A 13,155-nucleotide genomic window follows, 5' to 3' on the forward strand; every position below is an offset into this window, starting at 1 on the left:
GAAGCTTAAAGACAAGTCTCTGATCGAAGGTGAGCTGTTCATGACAACGAGTGTTCCATCTGAAAACTCGGCTTCGTCGCATAACTGATCTAGCTCGGATCTGGAGGACTGATGGAATTTGAGCAGGGAACGCCGGATCTCTCACGACGAAGACCCTGCCGGTCGTTCTCAGGCCGCGGCGATCAGCCGGGTACGACGGCATGTCCACGCCGATCAGCCGACCTCGCAGAAGCGACCCGGCCGCAATCGTAGGAACTATCTTCGTCAGTTACCAAAGATCACAAGGTCTCGGACTATGAAGGCGAGTTTCCGGACGGCGGCTGAAGACAAGGAACAACCAATGCGGACCCAGGAGAGTCCAGACCCGGCTGCCGGGGTCCGGAGTGCCGCGGGCGCTTTGGTAAAACTTGCAATGCTCGACAGTGCCGAGCTTGCAAAGAGCTGCTCAAATGCGGTCGAGCTCTTATCGAAGATAGCTGACGCCATAGGGAGCCAGAAGGCAGACGCGCCGACGCGGTTATTCCGGCTTGGCGATCTGAGCGATCTCGAACGCAAGCTCATCGCTGACGTGATCGGCGAAGGCGAAGTGGCTGGCGTCGTCGCCCTACCGGATGGGTCACTGGCACAGGTCCAGGAAGCGGTGCTTGCAGGCCTCTGGCGTGTGCGGATCAACACCGACTCTCTACACGAATATCTTGAGGTCGGCGCGATTCCGGAAATCATCAAGCGCGCGGCCGCGGACCTGACGACCGCGGACATTGAGATTGGCCAGCCGCCGGAGGGCGCCATGAACGTGCTGCCGCTGCTAGCCGAGATACGCGAGCATGCGCGCGCCTGGCGGCCCGGCAACCACTCGCAGATCATCAATTTTACGCTTCTACCGATAAGCCCGGTCGACATGAACTTTCTGCATGAGACGATCAGAAACGGACCAATCCAGCTCGTCGCGCAGGGTTACGGCACTTGCCGCGTGCTTGCGACCGGAATCCGCAATGTCTGGTCGGTCCAGTTCTTCAATGCAACGGACACGATGATCCTCGACACGCTCGAGGTCGGCGGTGTGCCGGCGGCTGCGGTCGCGGCCAATGAGGATTTCGAGGACTCAGCGGACCGGCTTACAGAAATCATCGAGGCCTATTTCAAATGAGCGGATTTGAGAAGTGTAGCTTACGCCAGGATCTCACAGAGGGCACGCGGCTAGAATGCGCCATCTGCTGGACCGTTTACGACCCCGTCGATGGCGATGCTGTGGCGCGGATCGCGCCCGGCACGCCGTTTGCGGCATTACCGGAAGATTGGTGCTGCCCGAATTGCGACGCCCCGAAATCGAAACTCATGGCGATGGCCGTCGCGCCGGTGGCGGCGGAAGATCGGCTGGCCGAGCTGAGGCTGCTGGCCAACTGTAAGGAAGCCGTCTATTGCCGTGCACCCGCGATAGGCGCGATTGATGGACGTAACCCTCTGTGCGGTGTCCTGACGGATCTGCGCGCATGAGCCTGGCTTTTCGTAACGAAATCGACATCGCAGTGTGGCTCGCCGGGGGCGCGATCGCCGACATCGTGATCCTGCCGCGCAGCCGGCCGCCCGTCATGCCCCTGTTTGCGGGCAAGCAGGCATCGTCGCTGCACTCGGTGCTGCCCCGGCTGTTCTCGCTTTGCTCAGTTGCCCACCAGGCGGCCTATCTGTCGGCGATCGAAGCCGCCCGGGGTGAAGACGCCGCCGCAGATACGGTGCAGCACCGCGTCGCCGCGGTCATCGTGGAACGATTGGCGGAATTGTTACGAGGCCTGTTTGTGGGGCAGCTCGCGCTCGACGGCACCAGCGCCGCGGCCATCCGCGTCCTGATGCATGCAGCCACGGTCCTTGCCCGCGTTGCCAGCAACGCCGCGCCGGGGAATGTGCGCCTCGAGGCGGTGTCGCAGATCAAGTCTGCGCTCAGTATGCTCGGGATCATTCGCGAAGATCAACCTCCGGGGCAACGCAGTGCGCTGGCGGCGCATCTGGCGAACTTCGATGGTGAGGCGTTGCTGCTTCCGGCCGTCGAGCAATCATTCCTGTCGGCTGCTGATGACCTGGACGTTCTTGGGCGGTTACTCACTGAGGGTGCAAGTTTTTCCAATGCGCCCGAACTTCACGGTCGGATTCCGGAGACCGGCGTCTGGGCCCGCTGGGCCGGCGCCGAGCCGATTCTGCCGCTGGCCGCGGGTCCAGCCGAGCGCCTCAAGGCGCGGATCGCCGAAGTGGTCCGCCTCTTCGCCTGGATCGATGACGGTGAGGGTGAGTTCGAAGGTTGCGCTATCGCGAGCTATGGCCTCGGCACCCGGAGGGGCGGGGCCGCGGTCGAATGCGCACGCGGCCGGCTTTACCATGCCGTCGAACTCGACGACGACGACCGTATCGTGCGCTTCGACTACTTGGCGCCGACCGAATGGAACTTTCACGCCCGCGGACCACTAGTCCGGAGTCTCACGGGCTCGCTGCCCGCCGCCGGCCCGCACGGACAGAATGCGGTTCGCTCGCTCATCGGGTCGTTTGACCCCTGCGTCGGCTTCAACCTCAACTTCCACGAGGTCGGCCATGCATGAGATGGCACTGTGCGAAGGCATCATCGGGATCGTCGAGGAGGAGGCGCGCAAACGCTCGTTCTCGAAGGTGAAGGCCGTTTGCCTCGAGATCGGCGTGCTCAGCCAAGTCGCACCGGAGGCGATGAAATTCTGCTTTGAGGCTGTTGCCGCGCAGACCATTGCGCAAGGCGCAAGGCTCGAAATCTACGAGATGCCGGGGATCGCCTGGTGTATGGCCTGTTCGCAGAGCGCCGAAATCAAGCAACGTTACGAGCCGTGTCCATCCTGCGGTAGCTATCGATTGCAGGTGACCGGCGGTGAGGAAATGCGCGTGAAGGAATTGGAGGTCGACTGATGTGTACGGTTTGCGGCTGCAGTGACGGAAAGCCTGTCGTCGAGCATGCGCATGATCACCATCGTAAGCATGGCAATGACGGCATTCAATACCATCATGGTTACGAGCATCGTCATCATCACGACCATCAAGCCAGCGCGCACCACGATCATATGCCTGACAACGCCGGATTTCTCGATTGCAGCGCGAACCCGGCGGGTCAGCAGATCGCCCGCATGAGCAGTGACCGTATCATCCAGGTCGAGCGCGACATTCTCGGCAAGAACGATCGCCTTGCCGCCGACAACCGCGCCCGCTTCCGCGCCGACGACGTGCTTGCCTTCAACCTTGTCTCGAGCCCCGGTGCCGGCAAGACTTCGCTGTTGGTCCGCGCCGTATCCGAGTTGAAGGGCAGCTTTCCGATCGGTGTGATCGAAGGTGATCAGCAGACGTCCCACGACGCGGAGCGCATTCGCGCCACAGGCCTGCCGGCCATTCAGGTCAATACCGGAAAGGGCTGTCACCTCGATGCCGCCGCGGTCGGTGAGGCCTATGAGCGGCTACCTTCGCTGGGCGGCGGCATTCTCTTTATCGAGAACGTCGGTAACCTCGTCTGTCCGGCGGCGTTTGATCTCGGCGAAGCCTGCAAGATCGTCGTGTTCTCGACCACCGAGGGCGAGGACAAGCCGCTGAAATATCCCGATATGTTCGCGGCTTCATCGTTGATGCTGATCAACAAGATCGATCTTGCGACAGTGCTCGATTTCGATCTCGCCAGAACCATCGAATATGCGCAGCGGGTCAACTCGAAAATCGAGATTCTGACGGTGTCGGCGCGCACGGGCGATGGTTTTCCGGCTTTCTATGACTGGATCCGCAAGCAGGCGTTCAGGACGAAGCCGGCCGCGAGGACTGCGGTATAATGACGATGGTCGGCGAAGCCACAGCGCGGTACGGACGGCGGCTGCGCCTGCATGTGCGTGGCGCCGTGCAGGGCGTCGGCTTTCGCCCCTATATCTACGGTCTCGCCGTGCGCTACCGTCTCGGCGGCTTCGTCGCCAATGATCCGCATGGGGTCGTCATAGAGGTCGAGGGCGAGCGCGCGTGCGATTTCGTGACCGCGCTGCCCGCCGAAAAGCCGCCGCTGGCGCGGATTGACGAGATTTCGGTGCAGCCGATCAGCGCAGTGGCGAGCGAGGAGTTCTGCATCCGGGCCAGCGAGCAGGGCAGGCTGTCGACGCGAATCGTCGCCGACGCCGCAACCTGCCCGGAGTGCCTGGGCGAGCTGTTCGATCCGGCCAGCCGCTTCCACCTTTATCCCTTTGTCAACTGCACCCATTGCGGTCCACGCTATACGATCGCCGAGCAGCTGCCCTATGACCGTCCGGCTACCGCAATGAAGCGGTTTGCGATGTGTGAGGCCTGTGCCGCGGAATATGCCGATCCCAACAGCCGCCGGTTCCACGCCCAGGCGATTGCCTGCCCCCAATGCGGCCCGAGGCTTAGCCACGCCGTCGCGGAGATCGCCGCCGCCATTGCCAAGGGCATGATCGTCGCCGTCAAGGGGCTCGGCGGCTATCAGCTCGTCTGTGATGCCCGCGACGAGGAGGCCGTAGAGCGCCTGCGCCAGCGCAAGCAGCGCGATCAAAAGCCCTTCGCCGTCATGGTCGGATCGCTGGACGCGGTTACCGAGATCGCCGTAGCCGACGCTGCCGAGCTGGCGCTACTCCAGACGTTAGCACGGCCGATTGTGCTGATGACATCCCGTCATCGTCTCGCGTTTGCGATCGCGCCGGAGCTGTCGCGGGTCGGCGTCATGCTGCCGGTCGCGCCATTGCACCATTTGATTTTCGATGCGCTGAACGTGGGCCATTCGCGAGACGCCGAAAGCTGGGCGATGGTCACAACTAGCGCCAATGTCGGCGGCGAGCCACTGCTGATTGACAACGACCAGGCCACGCAGCGCCTTGCCGGCATCGCCGATCTCGTCGTCACCCACGACCGCGACATCGTCACGCGCGCCGACGATTCCGTCGTATCGGTCGTGGCGGGCCGCACGCAGTTCATCCGTCGCGCCCGCGGTTACGTCCCCGAGCCGGTTCACCTCGCGCGATCCGTGCCGTCGATCCTTGCGGTTGGCGGCGCCCTCAAGTCGACCGTGACGGTTACGCGCGGCAACGAGGCCTTCGTCTCCCAGCACATCGGCGATCTCGATACTGCGGAAGGCATCCGCTTCTTCGGGGAAACCGTGCGTCATCTACTTACCACACTGGATATCGAGCCGGTCGTCGTGGCCCATGACATGCATCCGAACTTGGCTTCGACCCGCTTCGCCGAAGCGAGCGGGACAAGGCTCGTCGCAGTGCAGCATCACCACGCTCATGCGGCCTCCGTGATGGCGGAACACGGTATCGAAGGGCCGATCCTGGCGCTGGTGCTCGACGGTTTCGGCTATGGCAGCGACGGCGGCAATTGGGGGGGCGAACTCCTGCTGTGCGAGCGCGCGCACTTCCGGCGCCTGGGTCATCTCGCACCGCTCAAGTTGCCCGGTGGGGACCGCGCAGCGCGCGAGCCGTGGCGAATGGCTGCGAGCGTATTACATAGCTTGCATCGCGGCGACCAGATATCGGGCCGCTTTGCGGCGCAGCCGCATGCGGCACGTCTCTCTGCCTTGCTCGAGCGCGACCTGCCGGCGACAACAAGCGCCGGCCGGCTGTTCGATGCGGCGGCAGGGCTGCTCGGGCTCTCCGTGGTGCAGAGCTACGAGGGCGAGGCGGCTATGAAGCTCGAATCACGGGTTCGCCGGCCCCGCGTTGCGGAAGACGGCTGGGTAGTTGAGAACGGCCAGCTCTCCCTTTCCCCGTTGCTCGAACAACTAGCTAGCGATGGGCTCGATCCGACTGAAAGCGCAGAGCTCTTCCATGGCACCTTTGCCGCCGCCTGCGTCGAATGGATCGTTCGCTCGGCGCGGCAGACCGGTATCACGACCGTGGTCTTGAGCGGCGGCTGCTTCCTCAACGCGATCCTGTCTGCCGAGATTGAGCGGGGTTGCCTCGCCGCGCATGTTGCGCTGCTGCTACCCCGCCAGGTGCCGCCGAATGACGGAGGCCTGAGCCTGGGGCAGGCCTGGATTGCCGCGCTGCGGCTCATGGAACACAAGAGCTAAGGAGCCGCCTGATGTGTCTCGCCATACCAGCAGAGGTGACAAAAATCTTGCCAGATGAGATGGCTGTTGTCTCCATGGACGGTGTCAGCAAGGAGATTTCGATCGCCCTGATCGAGGATCTCGCCGTCGGTGACTACGTCATCATTCATGTCGGCTATGCTCTCGCCAAGATCGATCCTGAGGAAGCCAGGCGCACATTGGACTTGTTGCGCGAGCTCAGCGCCGAGGGAGAGGGGGCCGTGCATTGAAATACGCCAATGAGTTTCGCGACAGGGAGATTGCGCTGGGACTGGCGAAGGCGATCCACGCGGAGACCGATCCGGAAAGACCCTATCGCTTCATGGAATTTTGCGGCGGGCATACGCACGTGATCTCTCGCTACGGTCTCGAGGACGTGCTGCCGACCAACGTGCAGATGATCCACGGTCCAGGTTGCCCGGTCTGCGTGCTGCCGGCCGGGCGTATCGATATGGCAATCCGTCTGGCGATGCGGCCCGAGGTCATCCTGTGCGTCTATGGTGACCTGATGCGCGTGCCGGGTTCGCAAGGCGCCTCGCTGCTAAAGGCAAAGGCCCGCGGCGCTGATGTCCGCATGGTATATTCCACCATCGATGCGATCCGGATCGCAGAGGAGAATTCCGCGCACGAGGTCGTATTCTTCGCCATCGGCTTCGAGACCACGGCACCGCCGACGGCCATCATGATACGTCAGGCCGAAAAGAAGCAGCTTTCGAACTTCAGCGTGTTCTGCAACCACGTGCTGACGCCACCGGCGATGAAGAACATTCTGGAAAGCTCCGATATTGGCGATAAAGGGCGGGTCGAGATCGACGGTTTCGTAGGACCAGCCCATGTCTCGACCATCATCGGCACTGAGCCTTACGAGTTCTTCGCGAAGGAGTTCAGCAAGCCGGTCGTGATCTCCGGTTTCGAGCCGCTCGACATGATGCAGTCCATCCTGATGCTGGTCAGGCAAATCAATGAGCATCGCCAGGAAGTGGAAAACCAGTATCACCGCGCGGTGACCCGCGACGGAAATCTGCGCGCCAAGGAGGAGATTTCCGAGATTTTCGAGCTACGAGACTGGTTCGAATGGCGCGGACTCGGTCAAGTTCCCTACAGCGGGCTGAAGTTGAAGCGCGCTTATGCCATATACGAGGCAGAGATCCGCTTCGAGATGCAAGAGTTGTGCGTTGCCGACAATCGGGCCTGTGAATGCGGCGCCATCCTGCGCGGGTTAAAAAAGCCGGTGGATTGCAGGTTGTTCGGGACGCTCTGCACGCCAGAAATGCCGATCGGAGCCTGCATGGTCTCGTCCGAAGGCGCCTGCGCCGCGCATTGGACCTACGGTCGTTTCCGCGATCATCGGCAGAGGCGGGTTTCATGAGAAGCGATCAGCGCAAGCTCGACATCAAGAACGGCTGCATTGACCTGTCTCACGGTTCGGGCGGCCGCGCGATGGCGCAGCTGATTTCGGGACTGTTCCACGAGGCCTTCGGCAATGAATGGCTAGCGCGCGGCAATGATCAGTCGGCCTTCGACGTCCGCGCGGGGCGGCTGGCGATGTCGACGGATGCTTACGTCGTCTCGCCACTATTCTTCCCAGGCGGCAATATCGGTTCGCTGGCCGTCCACGGAACGGTCAACGACATCGCAATGGCCGGGGCGCGGCCGCTTTACCTGTCCGCGAGTTTCATAATAGAGGAGGGGTTTCTCTTCTCCGACCTCAAGATGATCGCCGAGTCCATGGGAAAAGCAGCGCGATCGGCCGGCGTCCACATCATCACCGGCGATACCAAGGTGGTTGAACGAGGCAAAGCCGACGGCTTATTCATCTCGACCGCCGGCGTTGGTCTTGTGCCTGACGGGCTCGATCTCTCCGCAGAGAACGCGCGCGTCGGAGACCGCGTGCTGATCTCGGGTACGCTCGGCGACCATGGCATCGCCATCATGTCCAAGCGGCAGAACCTGGCCTTTGAAACCGAAATCACCTCGGATTCGGCGGCGCTTCACGACCTCGTCGTGAAGATGGTTGAGGCCGGAGGCCGCGGCATCCGCCTGATGCGCGATCCCACGCGCGGCGGCCTTGCCGCAGCCCTGAACGAGATCGCCCAGCAGTCCGACCTCGGCTTTCGCTTGCTGGAAGAGACGATTCCGGTGAAGCCAGGCGTAAAGGCTGCCTGCGAGCTCTTGGGGCTCGATCCGCTCCATGTGGCCAATGAAGGCAAGCTGGTTGCGGTCGTGGCACCCGAGGTTGCGGATGCCGTGCTCGGAGCGATGCGGGCCCATCCGCTCGGCTACGATGCCGCCGACATCGGCGAGGCGATCGCTGATGACCATCATTTCGTGCAGATGGCGACCAGCTTTGGCGGGGGCTGCATCGTCGACTGGCTGTCGGGCGAGCAACTACCACGCATCTGCTGAGTTCTCGGGCATACAAAGATCGGAACGCTGCGGTCACACAAATGGCTAGAGCATGTTGTTTTTTACCGGAATCGGGATTGAACGAAGCCGCTGGCGCGGCATGTAGGGAGGCATAGCAAGGATTGCCTCCTGTCTGAGAGGATTGCGGGTTTTCGAAGCCCAACCCTTTAGACAGGAGGTTTTCCGATGGCTGAGATCAGCCCACTTCGCCGCCGCATGATCGAGGACATGACGGTCCGCAATCTGTCACCGGCGACGCAGCAATCCTACCTCAACGCCGTAGCGAAGTTGAGCCGATATTTCGGTCGTTCTCCTGACCGCCTCGACCTGGAGGATATCCGTGCTTTCCAGGTTCATCTGGTTGCGACGGGGATGTCCTGGCCGGCGCTGAACCAGATCGTCTGCGCACTGCGGTTTTTCTACGGTGTGACGCTGGGTCATGACACCGTTCCGGAGCGCATCGCCTATGCGCGTAAACCGCGCAAACTGCCGGTGGTGCTGAGCGCCGACGAGGTCGTGCGCTTCCTGGAAGCAATCCCAAGCCTCAAGAGCCGTACCGCGCTGACCACCGTCTATGCCGCAGGCTTGCGCGTATCGGAAGTGGTCCTCTTGAAGGTTGTCGACATTGATAGCCAGCGGATGTTGATCCGGGTCGAGCACGGCAAGGGCGGCAAGGACCGTTACGTTATGCTCTCGCCGCAGCTTTTGAGGATTCTGCGGACGTATTGGCGGCTCACTCGGCCCAAACGATGGCTATTTCCCGGCCGCGACGACGAGCGTCCGCTCGTCCCTAACGTGCTGCACGCCGCCTGCCGTTCAGCCTGTACGGCGGCCGGCTTGAGCAAGTCGGTGACAGTGCATACGCTGCGGCACACATTCGCGACCCATCTCCTGGAGAACGGGGCCGACGTGCGCATCATCCAGGTGCTGCTCGGCCATGCCAGTCTGCAGAGCACGGCGCGCTATACCCAAGTCGCCACAAAGACCATCAGCAATACGCCAAGTCCGCTTGACCGGCTCCGCCTGGAGGTCGTGCCGCCCGGCTGAGCGGACCTGATGACTCCAGTTCTGGAAGTGGCGGATATCTTCCGCCGCCACGGCGAAGCGTTTCGGCAAGCTCGTGCCGGACATCTGGGTCGCGTCGAGCGGCGCGTCATGGGCGCGATCACGGCATGCCGGACGGCTGTGCTTGGCGGCCACATCGAGCAATGCGACGACTGCGGTGCCACCCGGATCGCCTACAACTCCTGTCGCAATCGGCATTGCCCGAAGTGCCAAGGCTCGGCGCGCGCGCAATGGCTTGCCGAGCGACAATCCGAACTCCTTCCCGTGCCATACTTCCACGTCGTCTTCACCTTGCCGGCGCCGGCCAGAGAGATTGCTTTCCAGAACAAGGCGGTGGTCTATGCCATTCTGTTCCGCTGCGCGGCCGAGACGCTCACCACCATCGCGGCCGACCCCAAGCATCTCGGCGCTCAGCTCGGTCTGACCGCCGTCCTCCATACTTGGGGTCAAACCCTGCAACACCATCCGCATATCCACTGCGTCGTGCCTGGTGGTGGACCTTCACTCGACGGCACACACTGGGTCGCTTGCCGGCCCGGCTTCTTCCTGCCGGTGCGCGTCCTCTCCAGGCTGTTCCGCCGCCTGTTTCTGCAAGAGCTGCAAGCTGCCTTCGCGGCTGGCCAGTTGGGCTTCTTTGGCGATCTCGCCCGTCTCGCCGATCCCGCCGCATTCGCCGAGCGCCTCGCTCAACTTCGATGGACCGACTGGGTCGTCTATGCCAAGCCGCCATTCGGTGGGCCCGAACAGGTGCTGGCTTATCTCGGCCGCTATACGCATCGCGTCGCCATCGCCAACAGTAGGCTGATCTCGCTTGCCGACGGCAAGGTGAGCTTTGCCTGGAAGGACTATCGGCAGAATCGTAAAACCAAAGTGATGACGCTTAAGGCCGATGAGTTCATTCGTCGCTTTCTCCTGCACACCCTGCCGGACAGCTTCCACCGCATCCGCCACTATGGTTTCCTCGCCAATGGCGGACGCAACGATAAAATCGCTTTCTGCCGTCAACTCCTTGCTGTCCGCAACGCTCCGACTGATCAAGAAGCCGGCGCCGATCCCCTCACCAAATGCGAGATCCCCGTCTGCCCGCATTGTGGCGGCACCATGCGGCGCGTCGATATCGTCCCGCGAGCCTGCGCGCGCGACCAGCCGTTTCATTGTGATACGTCATGACCAGCGTCTGTACCATCCACCCCTTCCGTAATCACCTTCTTGGTGGCAACGTCCGAAGTCGCCGTGGCCGCGCTCGTCACCGAACACCCCGCCAATCGTTCGGTAGCGCATCCCAGCGCTGCAAATCGCTCGCTGGATCGCGCCCTTGGCCCGATCAATCGGGCCCCTCACATCCGATGAATGACTCGCGGACGCGCGGCGACCACAGGCGAGCGTTCCCCGCAGCCGCACCCGCTGCACTATTCCCATAGCGCCCACAACTCCGCAGCTTCGTTCAATCCGGCTTCTATGAGGTCGCACGCACCACAGAGCGCGCGGCTCGCGCCTGCCACGCGACCTCACAGAACCCTCAAGATTCCCAGCGGGACCGATTTCTGATTCAAACTCCATGCTGGAGAACGGGGGCCAGCATGGATGACACGACCCTTTTCGGAAGACATTCGTGAACGGGCTCTGGCGCGGGCTGACGCAGGGGAGACAGTTCGTTCGATTGCGGAGGCGCTTCAGATCAGCCCCTCCTGTGTAACGAAGTGGAAGAATCTGAGACGGGAGACGGGAGGCGTTTCGCCCGGCAAGATCGGTGGTCACAAGAAGCCGGTTCTGTCCGGTGCCAATGCCGACTGGCTACGCAAGCGCGTTCGCTCGGGGCCATTCACCTTGCGGAAGCTGACACAGGAGCTGGCGGCGCGCGGGATCAAGACAGATGTGCGAGCGGTGTGGACGTTTGTGCATGCCGAAGGGCTGAGCTTCAAAAAAAACGATCCTACCGGCCGAACAAGATCGCCCCGACGTCGCCCGTAAACGGACACGTTGGAAGGCCCATCAAGGCAAAATTGACGCTTCGCGCCTGATCTTTATCGACGAGACTTGGATCAAGACCAACATGGCGCCACTGCGCGGCTGGGGGCCGAGTGGACAGCGTCTCCAAGCATCCGCGCCTTTCGGTCACTGGAAGACCATGACTTTCATCGCAGCGCTGCGGCACGACCAGATCAGCGCACCTTGGGTCATCGACGGCCCCATCAATGGCGAACTCTTCACCCTCTATGTCGAGAAGGTGTTGGCGCCAACTCTGGCAAAAGGCGAGGTCGTCATCCTCGACAATCTCGGCAGTCACAAGGGCAAATCCGCCCGTAATGCCATCCGCGCCACGGGAGCGCATCTGCTCTTCCTGCCGCCCTACAGTCCCGATCTCAATCCGATCGAACAGGTCTTCGCCAAGCTCAAACATCTGATGCGAGCCGCAGAGCCGCGCGATGTCGAGGCAACCTGGCGCAAGGTCGGCGAACTCCTCGACCTCTTTTCTGCGCAGGAGTGCGCCAACTATCTCAAAAACTCAGGCTATGTTTCCGTGTAAAAACAGCATGCTCTAGGGTACGTTGACCGGTGGCATGGATTCGGTCGCGCGCGGCACGAAAGCGTCTTGGTGCCGGCCCCGTGCGGCCAACATGATTGCAAACGCCACAATGAGAAGTAGGAGCCTACGCATTCGAAAAAGTTGTTCCGGAAACTGTATCGCGATTAAAGCTCATAGCATTCTGCATTGAATGAAGGCTGAATAATATTGACCAGCATAGGCTCGATGTCACATTGGAGAGCTCCTGCATGTTCTCAGAATCGATTTTCTTTGCTTGCGCCGCAAGGCGGCAAACCCTCTCCAGATCACGCCGAAAAACTGCACGTCCTCCTAGCAGCTGCAGGATTATTGCGCCAGATTCGACTAATGATTGATGTGTCAGGCGATCGACGGTCAAATCACGACCGACGCTTTCCCTCTTGCTGTGCAAATGAGGGCTGTATAATGAATAATTGTGATGACTTGATTTCCAGTAGCCTGCTGGCGCTGACCGTGACGGGCCTCGCGCTACTCTGCTCGAGCCTGCTCGCCTTTGTCTTCATTTGAAGTCAACGTATCGCGCCTTGTGGCTTCAGATGAGCGCCGGCAGCCGGTGGCTAATCTTATTGACTAGGATCAACAAACACAGTCGGATCGTTTAGCTTAGAGAAAATTAAATCAGACAAGAGGGTCCTATGCGCTATTTTCTCTTGTTTGCTACCATGCTCGCAGTCCCCATCTTGGTTTGCTCTGAGGCAAGCTCGATCGCCGCTTCGCGGGATCGTTCGGGACACGTACCAACGGCTCGACAAGACGTTTATTGTCTGCAGGGGCGCATTTGGGGATACCCAGGCAATTGCCAGTTCTCGAGCTATAGCCAATGCATGGCGACTGCATCCGGTACGGACGCTTATTGCGGTATTAATCCAGTCTATGCTTTCGAGCGACGCAGATCGCAATCACGCTGACGGTTCCGTAAGGGTTGGGTGTCAAGGCGCCCGCTGCGGGAGTGCTGAAACCTTATCGACCAAAGCGGGCGTGCGCGATCGGATGCTCGTGAAGGATTGCCGCGATCAGGATGTTCTCGTAGGACGGT

The 13,155-nt window shown here is 61.4% G+C and carries 13 protein-coding genes; all 13 read left to right on the forward strand.

All coding sequences use genetic code 11. The features are described from left to right. Positions 1-295: 295 nt before the first annotated feature. The 13 genes from ACNJYB_RS07660 to ACNJYB_RS07720 all read left to right on the forward strand — a co-directional run bounded on the left by ACNJYB_RS07660 (position 296) and on the right by ACNJYB_RS07720 (position 13,027). Entirely contained in the window at positions 296-1,147 is an 852-nt protein-coding gene (locus tag ACNJYB_RS07660) for a hydrogenase expression/formation C-terminal domain-containing protein (protein ID WP_439373392.1), read from the forward strand. Further along, positions 1,144-1,494 (forward strand): rubredoxin, encoded by a 351-nt coding sequence (locus ACNJYB_RS07665; protein ID WP_439373393.1) that lies wholly within the window; start codon positions 1,144-1,146, stop codon positions 1,492-1,494. Before ACNJYB_RS07660 ends, ACNJYB_RS07665 begins: the two co-directional genes overlap by 4 nt. Next, positions 1,491-2,585, forward strand: a complete 1,095-nt coding sequence (locus ACNJYB_RS07670; protein ID WP_439373394.1) for a hypothetical protein — start codon at positions 1,491-1,493, stop codon at positions 2,583-2,585. Before ACNJYB_RS07665 ends, ACNJYB_RS07670 begins: the two co-directional genes overlap by 4 nt. Next, complete coding sequence (gene hypA, locus ACNJYB_RS07675) at positions 2,578-2,919, forward strand: hydrogenase maturation nickel metallochaperone HypA (protein ID WP_439373395.1); 342 nt, start codon at positions 2,578-2,580, stop codon at positions 2,917-2,919. The genes ACNJYB_RS07670 and hypA overlap by 8 nt, the downstream gene beginning before the upstream one ends. Beyond that, positions 2,919-3,821 (forward strand): hydrogenase nickel incorporation protein HypB, encoded by a 903-nt coding sequence (hypB, locus tag ACNJYB_RS07680; RefSeq protein WP_439373396.1) that lies wholly within the window; start codon positions 2,919-2,921, stop codon positions 3,819-3,821. The genes hypA and hypB overlap by 1 nt, the downstream gene beginning before the upstream one ends. Further along, a complete protein-coding gene (gene hypF, locus ACNJYB_RS07685) occupies positions 3,821-6,064 on the forward strand; it encodes a carbamoyltransferase HypF (protein ID WP_439373397.1) in 2,244 nt (747 codons plus the stop codon). The genes hypB and hypF overlap by 1 nt, the downstream gene beginning before the upstream one ends. Positions 6,065-6,075: 11 nt before the next feature. Then, positions 6,076-6,312, forward strand: a complete 237-nt coding sequence (locus ACNJYB_RS07690) for a HypC/HybG/HupF family hydrogenase formation chaperone (RefSeq protein ID WP_439373398.1) — start codon at positions 6,076-6,078, stop codon at positions 6,310-6,312. Then, positions 6,309-7,451, forward strand: a complete 1,143-nt coding sequence (gene hypD / locus ACNJYB_RS07695) for a hydrogenase formation protein HypD (protein ID WP_439373399.1) — start codon at positions 6,309-6,311, stop codon at positions 7,449-7,451. Before ACNJYB_RS07690 ends, hypD begins: the two co-directional genes overlap by 4 nt. Further along, positions 7,448-8,488 (forward strand): hydrogenase expression/formation protein HypE, encoded by a 1,041-nt coding sequence (hypE, locus tag ACNJYB_RS07700; protein ID WP_439373400.1) that lies wholly within the window; start codon positions 7,448-7,450, stop codon positions 8,486-8,488. The genes hypD and hypE overlap by 4 nt, the downstream gene beginning before the upstream one ends. Positions 8,489-8,674: 186 nt before the next feature. Beyond that, the gene (locus ACNJYB_RS07705; protein ID WP_439368084.1) at positions 8,675-9,535 is read left to right on the forward strand and encodes a tyrosine-type recombinase/integrase; all 861 of its coding nucleotides are present in this window, start codon (positions 8,675-8,677) and stop codon (positions 9,533-9,535) included. Between the two features lie 6 nt (positions 9,536-9,541). Beyond that, positions 9,542-10,723, forward strand: a complete 1,182-nt coding sequence (locus ACNJYB_RS07710) for an IS91 family transposase (protein WP_439375460.1) — start codon at positions 9,542-9,544, stop codon at positions 10,721-10,723. 414 nt (positions 10,724-11,137) lie between these two features. Then, a protein-coding gene (locus tag ACNJYB_RS07715; protein WP_439373401.1) for an IS630 family transposase occupies positions 11,138-12,080 on the forward strand; the annotation gives its coding sequence in 2 pieces (ribosomal slippage) (positions 11,138-11,473 and positions 11,475-12,080; 942 coding nt in all). Between the two features lie 674 nt (positions 12,081-12,754). Further along, entirely contained in the window at positions 12,755-13,027 is a 273-nt protein-coding gene (locus ACNJYB_RS07720) for a DUF3551 domain-containing protein (RefSeq protein ID WP_439373402.1), read from the forward strand. The last annotated feature ends 128 nt before the right edge of the window (positions 13,028-13,155 follow it).

The sequence above is a fragment of the Bradyrhizobium sp. SMVTL-02 genome, from assembly GCF_051853005.1.
Lineage (GTDB): Bacteria > Pseudomonadota > Alphaproteobacteria > Rhizobiales > Xanthobacteraceae > Bradyrhizobium.